This window comes from Parabacteroides sp. PM6-13, from assembly GCF_029892605.1.
In the GTDB taxonomy this organism is placed as follows: domain Bacteria; phylum Bacteroidota; class Bacteroidia; order Bacteroidales; family Tannerellaceae; genus QVMG01.
Window position 1 is genome coordinate 158,406 of sequence record NZ_JARXWF010000011.1, and the last position, 24,318, is coordinate 182,723.

The window sequence follows — 24,318 nt, forward strand, 5'->3', positions numbered from 1 at the left end:
GGCTAAATCTTCGTCCAGCTGGGACTCAGCCCTTCGGGCTCGTGACCTTCAGTCTTATAAATAAAGTCAAATTTTGGAAAATGGATAGGTATTTCGGTATACCCACAATCCTTCCCATCTTCTCCTATTTGAAGAAAAACCCCGGTGTCATCAATGCCAACTTCTCCCTTCTCCCTTCTCCAACTTAACCATACATAGCAAAAAAACACGCATTCACCGGATAAACCGAGAAGTCATTGAATTGCAGAAAAGATTATTGGGTTATCCTCCGATATGGATCGCGATCCCGTGTTTTTCGAACAGCTCGCGACAACGTGCCAGCTTCTCTTCCGAAGGGGCTTGCATAGGGATATGCACCGGGTTGTAGGTGGTTCCGCGTTTATCGTGCTTGCTGCGACCGATGTCGTGGTAAGGCAGGAGGTCTACGCACTGTGGTTTCCGGTCGAGCGAAGCCAGAAACATAGCTGTTTCTTTTATGTTTTCCTCGTCCGCATTCACCCCTTCTATCAAGGGGATACGGATCATATACTCCGCCTGGGAAGAGGCTAATAGGCGGATATTCGCCAGAATGCGCTCGTTGGGTGTTCCACAGAAATACTGATGCTTGGAGGAATCCATCTGTTTCAGATCAACCATAAACAGATCGGTCTCCGGAATGGCCGCTTTCAAGAGATCCGCCTTCACAAAGAGCGTCGTATCGATTGCTCGGTGAATACCTTGTTTGCCACATCTTCTCAGTAGTTCCAACAGGGCATCCGGTTGCATAAAGGGTTCACCACCGCTAAAAGTAACTCCCCCACCCGACTGATCCATCACCAGGGTCTCTTTCTCAATCTCCTGCATCAACCGATCGATGGTGTACTCTTCTCCGGACAGTTGCATGGCCAGCGAGGGACAGTGGTCGGCGCAGATGCCGCAAACCGTGCATTTAGCCGGATCGGTCAGTATACCTTCGGAGGTCAAGGACAAGGCGTTCTCCGGGCATTTCTCTACACAGAGTTGGCAGCCCAGGCACTTCTTTCGGGTGTACAGCTTCTCTTTACGGGGGGAGATACCTTCCGGATTATGACACCAAACACAGGCCAAGGGGCATCCTTTGAAAAAGAGTGTAACACGGATGCCCGGCCCGTCGTTTATAGCGTATCGCTTAATGTCGAAAATAGTCGCTGTCATCAAAACTCTTCCTGTTCGGTACGCATGATCACATCGGCTTGCAGGTCTTCATTCATGTCGTTGAAGTAATCGCTGTAGCCCGCCACGCGCACCAATAGATCACGGTATTCTTCCGGACGTTTCTGCGCGTCAAGCAGTGTTTGGGTATCGACAATATTGAATTGGATATGATGTCCGCCCAGGGCGAAATAGCTTCGGATAAGCGAACATAATTTGTTTATATCTTCCTCTTTCTTCAACAGGCTGGGCAGGAAGCGTTGATTGAGTAGCGTCCCACCACTCTTTGCCTGGTCGAGCTTGCCCAGTGACTGAATCACCGCCGAAGGACCATTGCGGTCTGCTCCGTGTGAAGGCGATGTGCCGTCAGAGATGGCTCTGTGGGCCATGCGTCCGTTTGGCGTAGCATTCATTACCTTGCCGAAATAGACATGGCAGGTGGTCGAAAGCATATTCAGGTGGAAACACTCCCCTTTGGTGTTGGGGCGTCCTTCGATCGCGTCATAGAGGTCGTTGTAGACCTGCACCGCAATCTCATCGGCATACGGATCGTTGTTGCCAAAGAACGGCGTGCGGTTTAGGATCGTCTGACGCATCGGCTCCATATCTTCAAAATTGCTGTCGATTGCATACAACATCTCCTGCATAGTGAAGCGCTTGTCTTCGAAAATATGCTTCTTGATGCTGCTCAGGCTGTCAGTAATCGTGCCCAATCCGGTGCATTGGATATAGGTTGTATTGTAGCGTGCTCCGGCATTATAATAGTCTTTCCCTTTGGCGATGCAATCGTCGATGAAAAGCGAAAGGAAAGGAGCTGGGGCATATTTGGCAAACATCCGGTCGATATAATTGCTGACACGGACTTTCATATCCACAAAATAGTTGAGTTGCAGAAGGAATGCCGCGTACAATTCGTCATACGTACGGAAACTGGTCGGATCGCCGGTCTCAATCCCTACCTTTTCGCCGGAAACGGGATCCACACCGTTGTGGAGTGTTACCTCTAATATTTTAGGCACATTCAGGTAACCGGTCAATACATAGGCCTCTTTTCCGAAAGCGCCTACTTCGATACATCCGCTACATCCTCCCTCGCGGGCATCTTCCAGGGTTTTCCCCTGTCGCACGAGCTCCTGCACGTAGACATCGGGATTAAACACCGAAGGATAGCCATGTCCTTTGCGTATCACATTGCAACCGGCCTTCAGGAACCGGTCGGGCGTACGCGCGCTGATATGAATAGAGCTGCCCGGCTGCAGGATATGCAGTTCTTCCACCACTTCGAGCATAATATAGGAGACTTCGCTAACCCCATCGCGGCCGTCGGCACGGATGCCTCCGATGTTGAGGTTGGTGAAGTCGTTGTATGTTCCACTTTCTTTGGCGGTGATACCTACCTTCGGCGGAGCCGTATGGTTATTCACCTTGACAAAGAAGCACGACATCAATTCTTTGGCCTCGTCGCGGGTCAGGGAACCTTCGGCCACCTCTTTTTCGTAGAAAGGTGCCAGGTGCTGATCGAAATGCCCCGGATTCATGGCATCCCATCCGTTCAGCTCCGTAATGGTACCCAGGTGTACGAACCAATACATCTGAATGGCTTCCCAATAGGTGCGGGGCGCGTGAGCCGGAACCCAGCGACATACTTCCGCTATTTTCCGCAATTCGGCAGCCCGCTTCGGATTCTTCTCTTCGGCAGCCATCTGTTCAGCCAGGTCAGCATGCCGCTCGGCAAAGATAATAGCCGCATCACAGGAGATCGACATAGCTGTCAACTCCTCCTGACGGTCGGTAGCTTCCGGGTCATTTTGGAAATCAAGCTTCTTCAATTCGCCGGCAATGCGTTCTTTCAGGTCTAACAGGCCATATTGGTACACCTTCTTATCCAGCGAAGTGTGTCCCGGTGCCCGTTGTTCCATAAACTCCGTGAACATACCGTTCTCGTAAGCCTTACGCCATTCTTCCGGTACATGGTTGAAGATGCGTTCCCGTTGGGTACGTCCTTTCCAGTAAGGAATCACTTCACGGGCATAAGTGTCGATATCTTCCTGACTGATGGTGTATCGTTGCAGTTCCCGGCTGTTGAGGATTTGCAGATCTTCCACACTGTGACAGGTAAGTTCCGGGAAAGTAGGTACCGCCTTAGGAGCCGGTCCCCGCTCTCCGACAATCAGTTCATCATCACCAATGTAAATAGTTTTTTGTTTACAGATTTCCAGAAAGTTTAGCGCGCGTAAGACAGGGATGGGGTATTTGCCCTCGTTTTCTTTGTAAAAACGTGTTTCTATAAGAGCTCTTTCAATCGAAAGAGAAGGTTGTGTTTCGAATGTTTGTTTGCGTAATCGGCTGATACGTTCATTCATACCGGCCATTTCAGACGTATGCATGGTAACTAAAAATAAATGAATGAATAATAGAAAACAAGATAAGCCCCGCGGAAAAGAGGGGGGCAAAAGGGAGGAGACCTGATTAGTGATAGAACATCAGGCAGTTAAAAAGTTTTCTATATCCTTTTATCAGCATAGATATGCGTATTATTAACCGATGCAAACATAAACACTTTCAGGGAATAAGCAAGCGTTTTTGGTTTTTTTATTTTTTGAGAGAGTTTTTATTATCCCATTCTATTCTTCAAATCCATACTGCCATGTAGAATCCTACTAATCTCCACTTCATCTTGTGAAATGATTCGGTAAAATATGATATGTTTATTGGCGATGAATCCAAATAAATTTTCAGAGATATCCTCGTAGCTCTTACCTAATGTGGGGTTATTGGCTATCTCTTGACAAAATTCGATCAACATTCGGTAATATAGATCTGCCTGCCTTTCTGACCACACATCTATCGTATAATTCCAGATATCAGATAGATCATCAACAGCCTTATTAGTGAATCGATATTTAGCCATCCCGTCTTTGCGCTTTGAGCGATTGCAGATGTTTTTCCGGGTCAAAATGGACAGCTCTCCCACTGTCGAATCCCTCCTGCACAGCCATTTTTAGAGCGATTGCACGATTCTCCTCCTCTTCCAACAATCTCAATCCCGCGCGTATTACTTCGCTGGCATTTTTATAGCGGCCTTGCGTGATCTGGCTTTCAACAAAACCTTCGAAATAGTCTCCAAGCGCTACCGATGTATTTTTTCCCATAATTTTCTATTTTTACAAAGTTACCAATATTTGGTAACACTGCAAATAATAATATGATAACATTTGTTACAAATCTATACATCTTGCCGGACAGGGTACTTTGTGTCATTCTATCCCCTATTTTCTTATCATCGTGAACAAATCAACACTTTTTCTAATTATAATATGTAGTGTATATGCGTTTTAATAGCTATCTTGCGAACCAACTCCGCACATATACGATAGAGATATTAATTTTATAAAGATAAAAGATGGAAAAACGCTTCTTAGGACTTATAGGGAATAGTATTCGGAAAAACTGGGATCTTCCCGCGTTTACGGATTATAAAGGAAAGACATTCTATTACAAGGACTTTGCAGAAGAGATTGAGAAGTTTCGTATTCTCTTGGAAGAGGCCGGCATACAAAAAGGAGATAAAGTAGCCATTGTCGGACGTAACTCTTCGCATTGGGCCATTTGCTTTTTCGGCACCCTGGCCTATGGGGCGGTGATTGTTCCTATCTTGCATGATTTTAAGCCGGAGAGCATTCATCATATCGTGAATCACTCGGAAGCCAAGGCGCTTATCGTGGCCTCTCACAACTGGGAGGGAATGAACAGCGCGGAAATCACCCACCTGCAGATGATCATATTAATGGACGATTTCTCTATCTTGGCAAGCAAGAACGAAGGACTTCCCGAAGTACAGAAAAACATAGAGGCTCGTTTCCAAGAGAAATTCCCGACGGGGTATGGACCGAACGACCTGGTTATGCACGAAGAAGAGCCCGAGGAATTGGCGGTGCTTAACTACACCTCCGGAACGACCAGTTTCTCCAAAGGTGTTATGCTACCCTACCGCAGCCTGTGGAGCAACACACAAATGGCATACGACCGGCTTCCGGGCATTCATCCGGGGGATACGATTGTTTGTATGTTGCCCATGGCGCATATGTATGGGTTGGCTTTTGAGGTACTCAACTCCATCAACCTGGGATGCCATATCCATTTCTTAAGCCGCACGCCGAGTCCGAAGATTATTATCGATGCCTTCTCGACCATCAAGCCACCGTTGATCCTGGCTGTGCCGCTGATCATTGAGAAGATTGTCAAAAACAAGATATTCCCTATGCTTCAGAAACCGGCAATCAGTATCCTCTTAAAAGTACCCGGGCTTCGGAACATTATATTGAATATAGTAGGTAATAAATTAAAAGCCGCCTTTGGCGCCAACCTATGGGAGGTGGTGATCGGGGGAGCCGCATTAAACCGGGAGGTCGAAGAGTTCCTGCGCAAGGTGAAATTCCCCTATTCGGTGGGGTATGGCATGACCGAGTGTGGACCGCTGATTGCCTACACGCAGTGGGATTCCTTTAAGATGGCCTCCGTGGGCGAGATTGTCGATCGCATGGAGGTGATGATCGACTCATCCGATCCGGAGAACGAAGTAGGTGAAATCCTGGTGCGAGGCATGAATGTGATGCTGGGTTATTACAAGAACCCGACAGCCACCGAAGAGGTGATGATGGCCGACGGCTGGATGCGCACAGGCGACCTGGGCACCTTGGACAAAGATGGATTCCTCTATATCAAAGGACGCAGCAAATCGCTTATCCTAAGCTCAAACGGACAGAACATCTACCCGGAAGAGATCGAAGACAAACTAAACAATATGCTTTATGTGAGCGAATCGATTGTTATCTCCGAGAAAGGAAAGATCGTTGCCTTGATCTATCCGGACCTGGATCGGATCGAAAGCTTAGGCATAACGGATGAAGAGGTTGAAAAGCAGATGCAGGCAAACATAGTGAAACTAAATACGCTGATTCCGGCATATAGCAAGGTAAGCGAATACCGGTTGTTTGACGAAGAATTTGAGAAAACACCGAAAAGAAGTATTAAGCGCTATCTGTATCAACCGAAAGAGGAATAATAGTTAGAGAAGTTAAATAAGTTATCACGCGCAACGCCCTTACTTAACAGCTAAGGGCGTTGCGTATATAAAGCAAAAAAAGCTATGAAAACAGACATTGTCATTGCGAGAGAGTCTCCTCTTAAGAAAATCAAAGAGATAGCTAAAGAATTAGGCATACCGCGGGAAGAGGTGCAGAACTACGGTCGTTATATGGCCAAGATCCCCCTTCACCTGATCGATGAAGAAAAGATCAAACAGCACAACCTCATCCTGGTAACAGCCATCACACCCACGAAAGCCGGGATCGGTAAGACGACGGTTTCCATCGGTCTGGCTTTGGGATTGAACCGAATCGGGAAGAAAGCCATCGTGGCGTTGCGGGAGCCCTCCTTAGGTCCCGTCTTCGGCATGAAGGGAGGAGCGGCCGGAGGGGGCTACTCACAGGTGCTTCCGATGGAAAATATCAACCTGCATTTCACCGGCGACTTCCATGCGATCACTTCGGCACATAACACGATTACCGCCCTATTGGACAACTATATCTATCAGACGCAAAACAGCTGCGACGGATTGAAAGAGATCAAATGGAAGCGTGTATTAGACGTGAACGACCGCAGCTTGCGCAACATCGTCTCCGGCCTGGGCGGAAAAGCGAATGGTGTCCCGACGGAGACCGGATTCGACATCACACCGGCCTCGGAAATCATGGCGATTCTTTGCCTGGCTTCCGACCTGGATGACCTGAAGCGACGGGTGGGAAATATCCTTTTAGGGTACACCAACGATGATCAGCCTTTTACGGTGAATGACCTGGGCATAGCCGGTGCCATTACCGTATTATTGAAAGATGCCTTGCGCCCGAACCTGGTGCAGACCACCGAAAACACGGCGGCGTTTGTGCACGGAGGGCCTTTTGCGAACATCGCGCATGGGTGCAACTCGGTATTGGCGACCAAAATGGCCTTAACCTATGGCGACTATGTAGTGACAGAAGCCGGATTCGGCGCCGACCTGGGTGCGGAGAAATTCTTTAATATCAAATGCCGTAAAGCAGGCCTCTCGCCTAAGCTGACGGTGATTGTTGTGACTTCGCAGAGCTTGAAAATGCATGGCGGTGTGGCAGAAAATAAAATCAAGGAGCCAAACCGGGAAGGACTGGTTAGCGGCCTGGCTAATCTGGATAAGCATATTGAAAACATCAAAAGCTTTGGACAATCGGTGGTCGTCACCTTTAACCGGTTTACGACCGACACCGACGACGAGATCCAGTTGGTGGCCGACCATTGCCGCGAGCAGGGAGTGGGCTTTGCCGTGAATGATGTATTTGCCGAAGGCGGTAAAGGCGGAGAGGAACTGGCGCGGCTGGTAGTAGACACGATAGCGAATACCCCCCCTACCGAATTGCAATACAGCTACAAAGATGGTGACGACGTGCGCACGAAGGTACAGCAAGTGGCCCAAAACATCTACGGAGCCTCCTTGGTGACCTACACCACACTGGCCGATAAAAAGCTGAAACAGATCGAGAGCCTGGGCATTTCCCATTACCCGATATGTATCGCCAAGACGCAATACTCCTTTTCCTCGGATCCGAAAGCCTACGGTGTAGCTCGTGATTTCGAGTTGAAAGTGCGTGACATTATCATCAACAACGGTGCAGAAATGCTCGTCGTTATCATGGGTGAGATTATGCGTATGCCGGGACTTCCCAAGGAACCGCAAGCCAAACATATCGACATTGTCGACGGACTCGTAGAAGGACTAAGCTAATACGAGACGTTTAGTCATAAAAAAAGAGTCACCTCTATTATGGAAGTGACTCTTTTTTTTAAGTTTTATATATTCGATAGTGCTCTTACCGATTACCGTATTTACTGGAGGTAGTTCCGGTTCTCATGGCTTCGTCGTCCTTGCGCAGCTTCAAGCCGGAGGGATAAAGATAATGAGAAACAGCCGTCACATACGAGCCGTAATAATTACTTTCCACTTTCGTATTTACCGGGAACACCATCAATGTCAGGTCTTCATTCGGGGCACTCTCAACATGTTTCTTCAATACATTTGAGATATTGCCAAAAGCATAGGTTCGATCATCCGTATCCAACGTCGCAAGAAAAGAGGTTACCCCATCGTTCACCTTGTTCTTTTCAAAGAAGGTCTTCACCGAATCTTCCGGCAACAACAATAATTGTGAGGGCATATTCAACGCATACTCATAGTCTTCCGACGGATAGGCGCGCAATGTTAATGGCATATTGTTCAGGATACGGCCGTCGATAAGCGGAGCAATCTCTTTCGCCGGAATCACCAAGCGACACCCTACCCCAGCCGGTGTTTTCATATACATATATTTTTCGCTCGGCTCAAGCAGCTCGCTCATGTCGGTATTCTTAAAGCGATTGAGCTGGATCACCTCTTTGGTGATATTAAATATCTCGGTAGCCTGAATAATCGTATCCTGATTCTGCGCCCCTTTGCCTACATACTTGTAATAAATAGTCATCAAAGAGAGGTCGACACCGAAGATAGCCCCCGAACCAAAAGTGGTCGTTACATACAATCCCGGGAAGAACCGGTTAAAGGCATCCTGATCGACAAACGAAGAGGGGTTGTTGACAGTCTCGTCATAGATTTTCTGCCCAATAGCTTCCGACATACGAATGCGTATATTCGGATAAAAACCTTCGTCGCTATTGCGTACGGAGTCGGGCACAGAAACATCATAAACCGTATAGGTTTGTGAGCCTAACACCTGTTTCCGATCCACATAATCGTCCGGATTGATATCGGTATAATAATTCTTTTCCAAAGGAGTTACGACAGGGAAAAGCTGAACACGCATAGGCGCTAAAGAGTCACCAATCCAGGAGCTGTAGTAAATACGGAAATCCACGGAGTCAATCTTGCCTTCCATGGGCGTATGCTCGAATGTGTATCCTTCCGGACAATAGAACTGACAGATATAATCCGACACCAAGGTGCCGTAGAGAGGATCATAGAACTCACCTAAAAGCCCCGTATCAGACTTGGCATACACCGACTCCATCTTGACAGTCGATGCTTCTATCTTAAACGAATCAACGGATACGGAGATCTTATCGCCTTCTCCCTGAATACTCGTTCCCACCTTGCTTAACTCATCATCACAGCTGCCCAGCATAAATAACGTCAGGCATAATCCAAGTATAAAATGCTTTTTGTTCATTTGTTGATTGTTACTTGTTTGATTCTAACACCACATCGTAAAAGTCATTAAAAGCGTCAATGTAAGTATCGGGGGAATGATAGCCTAAAAATGGTTTGCCATTTGCCGAGGCATAAGAAAGCAGATCCGCATGCACATGCTCACTTCCCTGAATCACACCATCCGCAAAATCAATAGCCATCTTGCTTATCCCCAAAAAACTGGTATCTTCTCTTAATCCTTTTACGTCATCTTCTGTTGCCCCATCCATAATCAACTTATCGGGACATTCTTTCCTCAGCGGAACAGAAAACTCATCATTGTAGATTGAATAGACGATTTTCGCGTCTTTCAAACAGGGATCATCCGCGTACATGCGACGGATATAGAGGCCTGTCGGAGCCGATATCCATCCGTGACAATGGATAATATCGGGAATCCAGCGGAGCTTCTTAACCGTTTCCAGTACGCCACGCACATAGAAAATCGAGCGGTCATCGTTGTCGACATATTCATTGCCTTCGTCATCCACCAGCGTGTTCTTGCGCTGGAAGAAGTCTTCGTTGTCAATAAAATACACCTGCATACGAGCCGATTGAATGGAAGCTACCTTGATAATCAGCGGATGATCGGTATCATCAATGATCAGATTCATACCGGAAAGGCGGATCACTTCATGTAATTGGTTGCGTCTTTCATTGATGTTACCATACTTTGGCATGAATGTTCTAATTTCGCGGCCACGTTCTTGTATGCCTTGAGGTAGATTTCTTGAGATTGTCGCTATCTCTGATTCAGGAAGGTAGGGAGAGATTTCTTGATTGATATACAAGATCTTTTTTGCATCCATTCTATACGTTCATTTTTTGTAAAATCGCACAAAGATAACATTTTTCTTTCATTTACGGTAATTATTTACTTGCTTTGCACCCTCATTTAAGCTTCTTTCAGATGAAAATCCTATATTCTAAAGCCAATCTTAATGATTATTTAGAAAAAGAAAGGCTTCAAAACAAGACGATCGGGCTGGTCCCCACGATGGGCGCTCTTCATCCCGGTCACATTAGTTTGGTCGATGCCTGCCGTAAAGAGAACGATGTGTGTGTGGTCAGTGTATTTGTCAATCCGACTCAGTTTAATGACAAACGCGACCTGGAAACCTATCCCCGTACCCTCGATGCCGATTGTGCCCTGTTGGAACAAGCCGGCTGCGATTACGTCTTCGCCCCCTCGGTGGAAGAAATGTATCCGGAGGCTGATACCCGTGTGTTCGAATTCGGACGGATAGCCGAAGTGATGGAAGGGGCACATCGCCCGGGTCACTTCAATGGTGTGGCGCAGATCGTAAGCAAATTGTTCTATGCCGTAGCGCCCGACACCGCCTATTTTGGAGAGAAAGATTTCCAGCAGTTGGCTATTATCCGCGTCATGACAACGCAATTAAACCTGCCCATTCGCATCGTCGCCTGCCCGATCATGCGGGAAGCGGACGGACTGGCTATGAGCAGCCGAAATACGCGTTTAACACCTGAACAACGTCAAAAAGCGCCGTTGATTGCACGCACATTAAAAGAAACACTTAACTTTGTACCCGAAAAAGGGGTGCAAGAGGTGATTGATTATGTTGTAGATACACTCAACCGAACACCGGAAATGCGCGTCGAATACTTTGAAATAGTTGACGGGAACACCTTGGAATCCATTCAGCATTGGTCTGACACCGATTCTATCGTAGGATGTATTACTGTTTTTTGTGGCGAAGTTCGCCTAATCGATAACATACGGTATAAATAATAACAAGAGGATGTTTATAGAAATCGTTAAATCAAAAATTCACCGGGTTACGGTAACCGAAGCCAATTTGAATTACATTGGAAGCATCACCATAGACGAAGATCTGATGGATGCCGCCAATCTGATTGCTAACGAAAAGGTATCTATCGTAGACAATAACAACGGAGAGCGCTTTGACACCTATGTGATCAAAGGCGAACGCGGATCCGGGGTCATCTGTCTCAACGGAGCGGCCGCCCGACGTGTTCAGCCGGGTGACGTTATCATTATCATGTCGTACGCGTTGATGGATTTTGAAGAGGCTAAAACCTTTAAGCCTTCAGTGATATTTCCGGACACGGCAACAAACAGATTGGTCTAAGTCGATATAGTTAGTACAAACAACTCATATCATAAAGCCTGCCAATCATTCCGGCAGGCTTTTTTTGTCAAAGAATAAATCATGCAAGTAAATAAGGGTCAACAAATCTATTCAAACAAACAGATCTGGCAGGTGAGCTATCCCATCCTGCTCAGCCTATTGGCGCAAAACATAGTCAACGTAACGGACACCGCCTTCCTGGGTCATGTAGGCGAGGTCGAGCTGGGCGCTTCCGCCATGGGTGGCCTGTTCTATATATGTTGCTTTACGATCGCTTTCGGATTCAGCATCGGTTCGCAGATTGTGATTGCCCGCCGCAATGGCGAACGGGAATATGCCGCCGTCGGCCCGGTCATGATACAGGGAGTCCTTTTCCTGTTAGCCACCGCTGCCGTTATGTTTTTCCTTGCCCAGGCAGGAGGGCGCGGCGTGATGCGTGTAATGATCTCCTCCGATGCCATCCTGGATGCTACGATGGAGTTCTTAGACTGGCGCGTGTTCGGCTTCTTTTTCTCTTTTGTCAATGTGATGTTTCGCGCGCTATTCATCGGCATCACGCGAACGAAGGTATTGACATTGAATGCCATTGTGATGGCCCTCACCAACGTACTTCTCGATTACCTTATGATATTCGGACATGCCGGATTCCCGGCTATGGGCATTAAAGGAGCCGCTATCGCCTCCGTCATAGCGGAAGCCGCCTCTACCCTCTTCTTTTTTGTCTACACCCGGTTGACAGTCGACCGCGACAAATATGGCCTTCGGAAGCTTCGTTCCTTTGACTTCTCCCTGTTGCGTCGTGTGTTGGGCATTTCTATCTACACCATGATACAGCATTTCCTATCTATGGGCACCTTCTTTATGTTCTTCGTGGTGGTGGAACGTCTGGGGCAACGCGAATTGGCTATCGCTAATATTGTGCGAAGCATTTATATTGTTATGTTTATTCCCGTGAATTCATTATCGACCACCACCAATTCATTTGTCAGCAACGCCATCGGCGCCGGACATATCGAACAGACCATTCCTATTATTCGCAAAATAGCCCGTATGTCATTTTTGATTATGGCGGTATGCGTCGCTTTTATTTGCGCCTTCCCTCATGCCATTATTTCGATATACACCAATGACCCTACATTGGTTGCCGCCTGCGTGCCTTCCGTTTATGTTATATCGCTGGCAATGCTATTAAGCTCCATTAGTAATGTGTATTTCAATGGCGTATCGGGCACCGGCAACACCCGCTCCGCCTTAGCCATGGAGGTGGCTACCTTAGTCGCTTATTGCGCCTATCTTTTCATAATGGGCTCCGTCCTGAAAATGCCTGTACACCTCTGTTTTACAACGGAAATCATCTACTACGCCTTCCTGATGACCTTTTGTATGATCTACCTCAATAAAGCCAATTGGCGGAATAAGAAGATTTAGAGTTTTAGAAGCTGTTTTGAATTTTATTGTAAAAAAGAGCTTTTCGACGTGTCGAAAAGCTCTTTTACAAAGTCTAAAAACAAGATATATAAATAAGGGTTATTGGGGTGTTTGTGCTCCTTTTCCGGGGATGACGCCCCAGAGTTGTCCGACCTCAGCAAGCGGATAGCGGTTGCCATACATCGAGACGCGGTTGATTTCCGAGCCCTGCTTGTTCATGCCCATCGCCGCGCGGAAGGTGTTCATCGCCGAGTTCTCGTTGTACTGTGAGCTACGGCTCATTTCCAGGCCTAAGTAGCCTTTCAGGTAGGGTTCGTTGATCACTTTGCAGAGCGTTCCCATCTCGGCATCGTTCACTTCGCGGTTGTTCTCATACTTTTCCAATTGCTCCACCTCTTCGAAGTTATTGGCAAACTGGAAGTTCCACATGCCACCACCCGAAGGAAGACAGATATCGCCCATGCGGTTGGCGAAGAAGATGTTGTCGAACGCATTGGTCTTGCGTATCTTATCACGTTTGAGGTCGCTGTCGAAGCGGGTACGGTCGAGGGCAGCGTAGACATTTCCTCCGAAGATATTATCGTGTACATCGTAGCTCATGCGTGTCATATAACGCAAGCCATAGCCCATATCTTCGAGCAGTTTGTCGCGTGTCCAGGTGAAGAGCACGGTGTTGTGGTGGAAGTCGAGTGTCGTCTCATGTTCAGGAGCCACGCCATTGCCACGCACCTCACAGGCTGCCATGCGGCAGGCGATAAAGATATTGTTATAGAATTCCCAGTTTCCGGCGATATTCTCCATCTGTATCCCGTAGTGCACCGCATTGGCAAATACGCAGTTGCGCACAATCAGTTTGCCTTCCACAGCGCCATAGACAGCCTGTCTGGAGCCGGGTATGCCCCCCATGGTAGGAACACCCGAGGGCGATTCGCCTACACAGATAATCCTTCCCGTCTCACAGCCGGCCGGAGCCGAGGCCACCGGGTTCTCGTACACCGGCTGGCAATAGAGGTTATACTCTCCCATATCGAACACCATGCCATCGATCATCACTGTGCCGCCACGGTTGCCCTTTACGACAACATCCATCAAGGCGTGTGCCCCTGCCGTGCCTGCCTTGGCAATTGCCGCGTCCGGGCGTATCGTGGTCGGGTGTTTCACGGGGTCACGCTCGCTAAAGTCCGTGTTCCATCCCCCTTCGAGCGCGAGGTACTTTTTGAGTTCGATAAATCCCTGGTCCATTTTACCGAGGTAGTTGCCTTCGGCAATCCGGATCAACGCGCCCTCTTCGGCGGCGTCAATGGCTGCCTGCAGGTCTTTGTAGGGTTTCTCCTGCGTTCCGTCGGCGGTGCGGCTGCCCGCACCGGTGGATACGCTTACATACATGGTTGTCGCGTTTGTCATGTTACTTTGTTTTAATGGGTTATTAGGTGATTCTGCCTGTTGTGTCTTCGTTTCGGCTGCCTTCTTTAAGGCGTTGCCCAACTTGCCCAGGCCCTGCGCCTGTGCGGTGAAGCCTGTCAGCAGCAGGGCTGCCGTGGCTATCAAGATGATGTTTCTTCTCTTTTTCATGATGTTTGTTTTATTTATTCATTAATTATTTCTTTACGCAGCGGATAGTATATGCAACGGCTTCGGTAATAAATCCCGCTTTTATTTCATTGCTACCGAAGTACAGCGTCCGTGTCTTCCATATCCTCCGCACAGTATCTTCTTCATACGTAGAGGTCATATAACGCCCTCCTTCGGGGTTTGATAGCTTACCATCCTTATTGCGATTGCCCCCTGCCGGGAGAAAGAGAGTGTTGCCGGATTTCTTGTCGGTGAATTTGTATCCCTTCACACCGTTTTGTGTTAGCCATTCACGATCAACACTGGTCTCATCTAATAATGCATTTATATCATCTAAGGTCGGTAGGCGATAACCTGCAGGGCAGGGGTTGTTCCTTGTCACCCAACTGTCGTTGGTATCAACGACACTATTCCATTTCTCTCCGTCGTGCGAAGGGGTTAGCGGATCGGTCGGGCTCCAGCCTGTGTAACGATTCCTCTGGTAGTACCATCCAGTATCTTCGGGATTGGCAACGAATAACGCGGGTCTTTCGACGTTGCGCGCTGCCCATGTTACGTTGTTAATTTTCATCTCCCACGCCTTGCCCACTTTCAATACACCCACATTGGACGAGGTTACGCCTTCGATGATGATCCTGAAGTAATAGCTTCCCTCGGGAGTGGCTTGGGCGACGGATGCCCCAAGGGAGACAATATTGTTGTCCTCACCTGGAAATTTGAGGATGGCAAAACGGACACCGATGGGTTCGGTAGCGGTGATCTTTCCCTCCGCATCGCTAAACCACGCTATATCGGCCGTTTTGCCCGTAAAGGTCATGCCGTTCGCACCGGTCAGCGAGTACTTCACCCATTCCATTGTTCCCGAGTCAAGTATGCCGTCTCCGCCATCACCCGTTTGCGCTCCGATGTTAAACATCGGAACCGCGGCCGGCGCTGTTACCGTCACGATACAGGTCGCTGTCTTGCCCCCGTCTTCGGTGGTGGCCGTGATGGTGGCAGAGCCTGCTTTCAGGGCGGTCACATTACCGTTGTTGTCCACTGTCGCCACGGATGTATTATTTGACTTCCAACTTACCTTCTTATTGTCGGCATCCGCCGGAGCCACGGTGGCACTAAGGCTTTCGCTCTCGCCCACAACCAGAGAGAGGGAGGTTTTATTCAGTGATACACCTGTTACGGCTACCGCTTTTGCTGTTACCGTTACGGCGCAGGTCGCCGTCTTGCCCCCGTCTTCGGTGGTGGCGGTGATGGTGGCAGAGCCGGCTTTCAGGGCGGTCACGTTGCCGTTGTTGTCCACTGTCGCCACGGATGTGTTATTTGACTTCCAACTTACCTTCTTATTGTCGGCATCCGCCGGAGCCACGGTAGCACTAAGGCTTTCGCTCTCGCCCACAACCAGGGAGAGGGAGGTTTTATTCAATGATACACCTGTAACGGCTACCGCTTTCGATGTTACCGTCACGGCGCAGGTAGCTGTCTTGCCCCCGTCTTCGGTGGTAGCGGTGATAGCGATGACACCGGGCTTCAAGGCCGCGATATGACCATCGGAGTCGATGATCGCTATCGACAGGTCGCTCGACTTCCAGGTCACCTTTTTGTTGGTCGCGTTCTCAGGAGCGACGGTGGCGGTCAGTGTTTCGCTCGCGCCCTCCACCAGCGAGAGGGAGGTCTTATTCAGTTTCACCCCCGTTACGGCTACCGCTTTCGCCGTTACCGTCACAAGACAGGTAGCGGTTTTAGCCGCATCCTCTGTCGTGACGGTGATCGTGGCCGTGCCTACTCCTGCCGCCGTCACCTTGCCGTTGGCATCTACGGTGGCAATATCGGCTTTATCCGATTTCCAGGTCACCTTCTTGTTGGTCGCGTTTTCAGGAGCGACGGTTACTGTGAGCGTTTCGTTCGTGCCCTGGACTAACGACAGCGTAGTTTTGTTAAGCGTTACGCCCGTCACCGATACAGTGGCCGCCTTAACGGTCACAGCGCAGGTGGCGGTTTTTGATCCATCGTCAGACGTAACAGTGATGGTCGCGTTGCCAGGTTTCACGGCTACGATTTTGCCTTCGGCGTCGACGGCTGCAATTGTCATATCGCCCGACTTCCATGCGACCCTCTTATTGGTCGCGTTTTCAGGAGCTACAGTAGCCTTGAGGGTTTCAGTTTCACCCTCTACTAATTCAAGCGTACTCTTACTGAGCGCTACGCTCGTCACTTTCACAATCTCCGGTTCCGGATCTTTGCTGCAAGAGACAAAGAACAGACACAGGGCGCTCAGTGAAAGAATGACGCTGGCTACCAATCGTGTAAATTTGTTTCTCTTTTTCATACGTCTACATTTTATATGGTAAGTATTGTTATTTGTCATAGTATCGGCTGGCTATTCCTATTTACCAAAAAGCCGCTTCACAATATCGAGCCTATTGAACGCGGAGGCGATGTCGCCCAACACAGGTATATCATAGATGCCGCGGGTGTATCGCCGGTGCATATCCTCCGGCATCGCCTTGACAATCGCCCCTCGAGCCTCCATACGGATTTGATGGAAAGCCGCCGATTGAGCCCCTGACATCATGTTTTGCTTCATTTGCTCCCGGGGAGCGGTGGTGCCTTCGGGTATTTTCACGTATGCTGTAAATTCAACGAAGAGATTATTGTACTCGCGGTTGAGTGTGAGGGAGCTGAACTTCTCCTCAAAGTCGGCCTGGTTGCGACATCGCTGCCCAAACATTTCCATACGTTCGAAGAGTGCCTCCGCCTTTTGCCTGGCCTCTTCGGGCAGGTCGTAATGCGTATAGAGAGCATCACGCCTACTACTTATTGATTGTTCTATACCTTTATCCATCCTATTTACTTTTTGAATGTTTCGGATCGGTTTGTCTTCGGTTGAAAACTTTCCTCACCACTTGAAAGCAAATGTATGGGTATAGATACAGAAGGGCTATCACAGATTCCGCATCAAGTAGGACGGCATCCGCAATCTGCCCGTTAAATTTGTACTATTTCCGCATCGAAAGGACTTAATAGACTGATTATCTGCGTCTATTCTTGTCCAATTTGGTTTTAACTCAAGGATGTATTCTGTTCCGGTATCTTGATAAACTGTGACGGGGTGTATCCGAATGCCTTTCGGAACGAACGGGAGAAGTAACTCAAGTCGCTGAAGCCACAGTCGAAAGCCACCTCTTTGATTGATCGGTCGCGCTTGGAGAGTAATAATTTGGCTTTGTTCAGGCGCGCCTGCATCACGAAAGAGGTAATGGTATGCCCGGTCATAGCCTTCAGTTTGCGTCCGAGTTGCGACTCACTCAAACACATATCCTGCGCAAGCCCGGCGGGGAAGTAGTCGGCATCGTTGAGATGGCTATTGACAACCGAGGATAATTTGGTGATAAAGGCCATATTCGGGTCGGTATGGGAGGCCGTTCCTGCCTGGAAGAGGGCGTTTGCGTAGGTCTTCATCAACATGGCGCGGCTGTCGAGCAGTTGCTTGATGCGCGCCAATAGTTCGCGTTCATCGAAGGGTTTGGCCAGATAAGCATCGGCACCCACCCTAAGACCATCGAGCTTATCCTCGGTTGTTCCCTTGGCGGTAACCATAATCACGGGGATATGCGCCACGGCGATCGAAGCGCGCAGGTCGGCCGTAAAGGCATAGCCATCCTTTTCGGGCATCATCACGTCGGTGATAATCAGATCGGGTATGTGTTGTTCGGCCATCAACAGCCCTTCGTTGCCGTTCGAAGCGTGAATCAACGTATACCTTTGCGCGAGGATCGTATGCATATAATGTGCCACATCTTTGTTGTCTTCCACGATCAGAATCATCTTCTTCGTGTTCGAAGCCTTGCCCGGTGCCGTGTTATCATCGCTCTCTGTGTCGAGGTCGGGCAAATGGATGCCGGCATCCTCTTCGTTCAGCTCTTCGCGCGCCTCCTCTGGTATAGGATCATTCGACACCGGCAACGTCAACGTAAACTCAGTCCCCTTGCCTACCGTGCTGGTTACACGGATCGTGCCACCTGCCTCTTCGATAAGTTGCTTCGAAAGGGCGAGCCCGATGCCGCTGCCGACTTGGTTATTATTGTCCGCATCGGAGGTATAATAGAGTTCGAATATATGGGGCAGATGCTCGGCCGTGATGCCCTCACCCGTATCCTTCACCTGTATCACACACTGACCGGCCGCTTCATCGTAGCGGAGATGCACCACAATCTTATCTCCCACCGAACAGTGTTTGATGGCATTGGAGAGCAGGTTGCTCATCACCTTTTTAACAGAGGATGCGATGAAATTCATCGAAAGAGTATCCACTTCGCTATAGATAAAGAGTTCAATCTCCCGGCTGCGGGCATATTGTGTATAGGGTTCGGCAATGACATGCAGGTACTCCACCAGATCACCCTGTCGCCAACGCGGTTTGCTGACACCCGCTTCGGAGCGCGAGAAGTCGAGCAGTTGGTTGACCAGATGCATCAGGTTACGCCCCTGCCGGCGGATGGCTTTGAGGTCTTTCGCCTCGGGGCTATCGCTCTCTTTTATGGTCGACAAAAGATGATCGCTCAGGCCGGTAATCACCGTGATGGGTGTACGAAACTCGTGGGTGATATGGGTAAAGAAGTTCGAACGCATCCGCTCGATATTCTTGAGTTCGATTGTCTGTTGGCGTTCCAGTCGACGTTTATAGAGTATCAATAGTAACAGGATAAGCAGCCCGAGAATAACAGGTGTCATCAACAATAGGATTGCCTTTCGCTTCACCTCCTGTTCGCGATTGAGTTCGTCCAGTTCTTCGATCTGTTTGGCATATTTCTCTGTTTCATACTTGACGCGCGAGTCGAGCAGCCGCCCCGTTTCCTGGTTCTGCTGCAGGGTGTCGGCATAGGCGCGGCTAATACGCAGATCATCGACAGACTGCTTGAAATCACCCCGCTTATGGTGATACTCCGAGCGCAATTCGTAGGCTTGTTTGATATGCTGCGGCGAGTTGATCGCGCTGGCGGTACGCACAGCGTCATCGAGGTAGGGCCATGCCTTAACGAGTTGCCCGCTCTTGAGATGTATCTTTCCGATGCTAAAACAGGCATTCAGCCAATGCCATCGGTCTGCTGTGTCCGAAAGCAATTCGTAAGCCTCTTCATACTGGGTCAATGCGCGACGATCGTCACCTTGCGCCTCATAAATATGTCCGATATTGATAAGGCAGAGCGCGATGCCGAGCGGCAGGTTAGCCTTTTCGTTATAATCGAGTGAACGGCGGTAGTATTCCTCAGCCTTTGTCTGATCGCCCATGTCGAAATAGACCGAGCCGATATTGGCATAGTTCATAGCGATACCACGCAGGTTATTATTTCCAATCTCTATCTCAAGCGCTTTCTCATAGCAGTTGATTGCCTCCTGCTCCTCGTTTATGGAGTGGTAGATCACGCCCAGCCCGTTGTAGGAACTGGCCCTATTGCGGCTGATGGTCGCCCTCTCCTCTCCCCCGTATTCTTCAGCTATCCGCAGGGAGAGATAGTGGTAGGGGGCGGCTTCGTTGAGCGCGCCTATTCGTCGGAAGTCGGTTCCCAACTCATTCAGTACCGTGGTGATAAAGATAGTGTCGCCAATCTCATAGCCAATCTGAAGCGCGGCGGTATGGTTTTCAATAGCCAAACGAAATTGCGATGTATTGCGCGCATCATTACCCAAAGCACGGAATATCACCTGCTCCCCAATCTTATTGCCCGACTCCTGATAATAGCTAAGACGCTTTTTGAGCTCAACCGGGTCGTAGCTCTGCTGCGGAAAAGCCTCCCGCATATCGGCCACCCACTGTTTTTTCTGTATTTCCAATGCGGAGATCTGCTCCTGTCGAGACGGCTTGAAAAAGAAGAAGAAAAGCAGTACCACCACCCCCAAAGCGACAGCAAACCACAACAGACGCTGTTTTCTCCACTTCAATATTGATTTGTTATTTGTTTTCATACTATTATTTATCGCGAATACCACTGTCTAAATCTAAAAATCAGAAAAAAACCAGCTCTATTCATTATATCGGGAGCAACTCAATACGTTTTTTTAACCAAACAAGAATGATCATAAAACAAAAGTAATCAAAAGTTCCAATAATTGGAAGAAATTGAAATAAGTATACATACCCCACCCCGTTTTCAGCCAATTGCCCCCTCCAGAAACGAACGTTTTTTTGAGGATTCAGGAATTTCTTTACGTCTTCGGGCTAAGCAAACGCCGTTTGCTTTACGCCCTCGGCTAAGCGATCTTCGATTTGACATTTTGTCAAAAACGCCCGACTATTTTTCCAAAAACGTAGGGGTATTTAAAATTAGTCAGGCGAGTAACACTTTTTAACGTATCATATTGTAAAGCAAAACCCACTTTTTGCTTACATTTTGACAATCAGAGAAAAACGAAAACAGGAGCAATCCCGCCCCTCCCCTCCCCATTATTTCTTCAGCAAAACAAGTCAACATGTTACCCCCCCAAACAAATGATTAATCAGCCAAATATTTTCGATTTTAAGAGAACCATTTAGCAAAAAACCACCCTACAATCCTTGCATTTCAACAAATAATAAATACATTAGCAAAAAAAACGTTATGAGATTCAAGTTATCTCTGTTTGTAGAGAAAGAGGTGTGTGGATACGTAGCTGAGAAACACATGCAATTGTCCCCAACGAAAACAGACAATAAAAATGAAAGATATAAAGTATAGACAAAAGAAAAGAGCGAGTTTCCCCGCTCTACATGTTTTCACAACGGAATCATCCTTATTGTGAATTGCTTCAAAATCGTAGGGACAAATATAACAACTATATTTTAATAACAAAACTTATCAACTGATATTTTTATAACAAAAAAAACAAAATGTAATATGCCGAAAAGAATATTAGGATTAGACTTAGGTTCAGCCTCAATTGGCTGGGCACTTATTGAACTGAGAGATAACACAATTGCAGTTTTGGATTTAGGCAGCCGCATTATACCTTATGAGGGAACCGAAGGGAAAGATTTTACCAAAGGAAGTGGTGAAACTCGAAATAGCGTGCGCACAAAAGATCGAACAGCACGAAAAGGTTATGATCGTTATCAACAAAGAAGAAGAGATTTGGTAACAGTATTGACTAACAATGGAATGTTACCATCAGAAGAATTAGTAAAAATGCCAAAGATGGAATTGTGGGAGCTACGCAGCAAAGCTGTAACAGAAGAAATTTCCAAACCAGAACTTGGACGTTTATTGCTTTGGTTAAATCAAAAACGTGGTTACAAGAGTTGTCGAAGCGATGCTAACCTTGACAAAAAAGATACAGACTATGTGATGGAAGTAAAAAGTCGTCATGACAAAATAAAAGAACTATCCATGACAGTAGGACAATACTTTTACGATCAATTAAAGTCAGATGAATATTTTAGAGTAAAGGAAAATGTTTTCCCTCGAGAAGCTTATATAGAGGAGTTTGATATAATATGTGCAAAACAAGCACACCACTTGAATCTATCTGATGAATTGATAAAGGAGATCCGAAACGAAATCATTTACTATCAGCGCCCTCTCAAATCTCAAAAAGGATTGGTTTCCGTATGCGACTTTGAAGGCTTTTGGTGTAAAGGAAAAGATGGCAGAGAGTGTTTTGCCGGCCCCAAAGTTGCTCCTAAAAGTTCTCCTTTGTTTCAAGTTGCTAAAATATGGGAAAGCATAAATAACATTAAGTTAAGCTCCAAAAAAGGCGACGATGTGGTTTTGACACTAGAACAAAAACAGTCTATTTTCCACTATTTAGATAATCATGAAAAACTATCTGTCACCGACCTATTTAAGCTGATTAAACTAAAGAAGGGTGATTATTATGTCAACAAACAAATAGAGAAAGGACTCCAAGGAAACACGACAAAGTCTGCTATTATAAAATGTTTAGGAGACAAAAATAATATGGATTTATTGTGCCTTCAATTGAATGTTTTGAAAAAACAAAGACCTTGTTATTTGTACGATAGAGAAACCGGGGAGGTTTTATCTGAAAAGATCACCAAATATATAGATCCATTGGTCGAAAAAGAGCCACTATATCAACTATGGCATACTATATACTCCATAAATGACATGGAACAATGCAGCCGTGTGCTACAACAAAAATTCGCTCTTGATTCGGAAACAGCGGATAAACTATCTCGTATTGATTTTGCACGTTTTGGATTCGGGAATAAGTCTGTGAAAACCATCCGAAAAACACTACCCTATTTAATGGAAGGAGACGTTTATAGTGATGCTATGAGTTATGCAGGTTACAACCATTCAAACTCGCTAACAAAAGACGAAAACCACAGACGGAAACTATTAGATCGATTAAAACTTGTGGAGAAGAATTCTTTACGCCAACCGATTGTAGAAAAAATTTTGAATCAAATGGTAAATGTAGTAAATGCTATCATCGACAAATATGGAAAGCCTGATGAAATTAGAATCGAATTAGCAAGGGAATTGAAACAAAGCAAAGAAGAAAGAACTCTAACAGAGAAAAAACATAGTAAGCGCCAGAGGGAAAATGAAACAATCAGAAAGGATTTAGCGAGATATGGCTTACGTGCAACACGAAATAATATTCTAAAATGGAGATTATACACCGAAATAGACAATACTGAGAAGAAGTTTAATGGCATTTGTATTTATTGTGGCCAGCCAATATCATTGACACAAGCATTATCCGGAGAAGAAGTTGATATTGAACACATTATACCTAAAGCAAAATTATTTGACGATTCTCAAAGTAATAAGACATTAGCTCATCGTAAATGCAATTCAACAAAAGGCATGATGACAGCCTATGATTTTATGAAAACAAAAAGCCCGGAAGCTTTTGATGAGTATGTGAATCGAGTAAATTTATTGTATGATAGTCATATTATCGGGAAGGCTAAAAGAGATAAATTATTGATGACAGAAGATAAAATACCTACAGACTTTATTGATCGTCAACTGCGAGAAAGTCAATACATAGCTAAAAAAGCCCGTGAAATACTACAAACTATCTGTCATGATGTTTGGTGTACAAGTGGAACTATCACTGCTGAACTTCGACACTTTTGGGGTTGGGACGATGTAACAATGAATCTTCAAATGGCAAAATACAGGGAGCTAGGATTAACAGAATTTGTTGAGTGGGAAAGTGATCATGGCAAGAAAAAGCATCAAAAAGAAGTAATCAAAAACTGGACTAAACGGGATGACCACCGTCATCACGCTGTGGATGCATTAGTAATTGCCTGTACAAAACAAGGGTATATCCAACGTTTTAATACACTAAGTGCTACTAAAACTCGTGAAGATATGCAGCGTGATGTAAACAAACAATCTGAGGTATATAAAGAGAAGTACTCTTTGTTGGAAAAATATATCATTTCCGAATGTCCTATCCCCGTGTCAGACGTTGAAAAAGCTGTTTCACAAATTTTGATATCTTTTAAGTCCGGGAAAAGAGTTGCAGTAAAAGGTTCTCGCAAAACCGGAAAAAGAGGAAATAAGAAGGTAGTACAAACAGGAATAATTATTCCTCGAGGAGCATTGAGTGAGGAATTAGTATACGGAAAAATAAAAACCATAGATAAAAATAAGCCTATTAAATATATCTTTGAAAATCCAGATTTAATAGTTAAACCGTATATAAAAAAAATCACTACTAACCGACTAAAATCGAAGAATCACATCGTTCAGATTGTAAAATCCTTGTGTTCAGTCTGTTTTATTTTCGACTCTCTTATTTGCTAAA

Annotated in this window: 16 protein-coding genes; 6 read left to right on the plus strand and 10 right to left on the minus strand. The window is 46.8% G+C overall.

Annotation, left to right across the window (positions count from 1 at the left end):
- Positions 1-261: 261 nt before the first annotated feature.
- The 4 genes from M2134_RS11765 to M2134_RS11780 all read right to left on the minus strand — a co-directional run bounded on the left by M2134_RS11765 (position 262) and on the right by M2134_RS11780 (position 4,322).
- Positions 262-1,173, minus strand: coding sequence for a glycyl-radical enzyme activating protein (locus M2134_RS11765; protein WP_280751215.1), 912 nt, complete (start codon positions 1,171-1,173; stop codon positions 262-264).
- Complete coding sequence (gene hypD, locus M2134_RS11770; protein ID WP_280751214.1) at positions 1,173-3,557, minus strand: trans-4-hydroxy-L-proline dehydratase; 2,385 nt, start codon at positions 3,555-3,557, stop codon at positions 1,173-1,175. Before hypD ends, M2134_RS11765 begins: the two co-directional genes overlap by 1 nt.
- A gap of 227 nt (positions 3,558-3,784) precedes the next feature.
- Positions 3,785-4,081 (minus strand): type II toxin-antitoxin system RelE/ParE family toxin, encoded by a 297-nt coding sequence (locus tag M2134_RS11775; RefSeq protein WP_280751213.1) that lies wholly within the window; start codon positions 4,079-4,081, stop codon positions 3,785-3,787.
- Complete coding sequence (locus M2134_RS11780; RefSeq protein WP_280751212.1) at positions 4,074-4,322, minus strand: type II toxin-antitoxin system ParD family antitoxin; 249 nt, start codon at positions 4,320-4,322, stop codon at positions 4,074-4,076. Before M2134_RS11780 ends, M2134_RS11775 begins: the two co-directional genes overlap by 8 nt.
- A gap of 251 nt (positions 4,323-4,573) precedes the next feature.
- Here M2134_RS11780 and M2134_RS11785 point away from each other — a divergent pair, with 251 nt between their 5' ends.
- Complete coding sequence (locus M2134_RS11785) at positions 4,574-6,235, plus strand: AMP-binding protein (RefSeq protein WP_280751211.1); 1,662 nt, start codon at positions 4,574-4,576, stop codon at positions 6,233-6,235.
- An 84-nt stretch (positions 6,236-6,319) separates the two neighbouring features.
- A complete protein-coding gene (locus tag M2134_RS11790; protein WP_280751210.1) occupies positions 6,320-7,987 on the plus strand; it encodes a formate--tetrahydrofolate ligase in 1,668 nt (555 codons plus the stop codon).
- Between the two features lie 85 nt (positions 7,988-8,072).
- Here the strand turns inward: M2134_RS11790 and M2134_RS11795 are convergent, their stop codons facing one another.
- Entirely contained in the window at positions 8,073-9,422 is a 1,350-nt protein-coding gene (locus M2134_RS11795; protein ID WP_280751209.1) for a DUF4270 domain-containing protein, read from the minus strand.
- A gap of 10 nt (positions 9,423-9,432) precedes the next feature.
- Entirely contained in the window at positions 9,433-10,251 is an 819-nt protein-coding gene (locus tag M2134_RS11800) for a glycogen/starch synthase (protein WP_280751208.1), read from the minus strand.
- A 101-nt stretch (positions 10,252-10,352) separates the two neighbouring features.
- Between M2134_RS11800 and panC the strand changes: the two genes are divergently transcribed.
- The 3 genes from panC to M2134_RS11815 all read left to right on the plus strand — a co-directional run bounded on the left by panC (position 10,353) and on the right by M2134_RS11815 (position 12,984).
- Entirely contained in the window at positions 10,353-11,195 is an 843-nt protein-coding gene (panC, locus tag M2134_RS11805; RefSeq protein ID WP_280751207.1) for a pantoate--beta-alanine ligase, read from the plus strand.
- A 10-nt stretch (positions 11,196-11,205) separates the two neighbouring features.
- A complete protein-coding gene (gene panD, locus M2134_RS11810; protein ID WP_280751206.1) occupies positions 11,206-11,556 on the plus strand; it encodes an aspartate 1-decarboxylase in 351 nt (116 codons plus the stop codon).
- A 105-nt stretch (positions 11,557-11,661) separates the two neighbouring features.
- Positions 11,662-12,984, plus strand: coding sequence for an MATE family efflux transporter (locus M2134_RS11815; protein WP_280751302.1), 1,323 nt, complete (start codon positions 11,662-11,664; stop codon positions 12,982-12,984).
- A gap of 99 nt (positions 12,985-13,083) precedes the next feature.
- Here the strand turns inward: M2134_RS11815 and M2134_RS11820 are convergent, their stop codons facing one another.
- From M2134_RS11820 to M2134_RS11835, 4 genes are all read right to left on the minus strand, one after another.
- Positions 13,084-14,556, minus strand: coding sequence for a hypothetical protein (locus tag M2134_RS11820; protein WP_280751205.1), 1,473 nt, complete (start codon positions 14,554-14,556; stop codon positions 13,084-13,086).
- A gap of 25 nt (positions 14,557-14,581) precedes the next feature.
- Entirely contained in the window at positions 14,582-16,879 is a 2,298-nt protein-coding gene (locus tag M2134_RS11825; RefSeq protein ID WP_280751204.1) for an Ig-like domain-containing protein, read from the minus strand.
- A gap of 57 nt (positions 16,880-16,936) precedes the next feature.
- Positions 16,937-17,395, minus strand: a complete 459-nt coding sequence (locus tag M2134_RS11830; RefSeq protein ID WP_280751203.1) for a hypothetical protein — start codon at positions 17,393-17,395, stop codon at positions 16,937-16,939.
- 218 nt (positions 17,396-17,613) lie between these two features.
- The gene (locus M2134_RS11835) at positions 17,614-20,517 is read right to left on the minus strand and encodes an ATP-binding protein (protein WP_280751202.1); all 2,904 of its coding nucleotides are present in this window, start codon (positions 20,515-20,517) and stop codon (positions 17,614-17,616) included.
- Positions 20,518-21,425: 908 nt separating this feature from the next.
- Here M2134_RS11835 and cas9 point away from each other — a divergent pair.
- On the plus strand, positions 21,426-24,317 hold the full coding sequence (cas9, locus tag M2134_RS11840; RefSeq protein WP_280751201.1) for a type II CRISPR RNA-guided endonuclease Cas9: 2,892 nt from the start codon (positions 21,426-21,428) through the stop codon (positions 24,315-24,317).
- The last annotated feature ends 1 nt before the right edge of the window (position 24,318 follow it).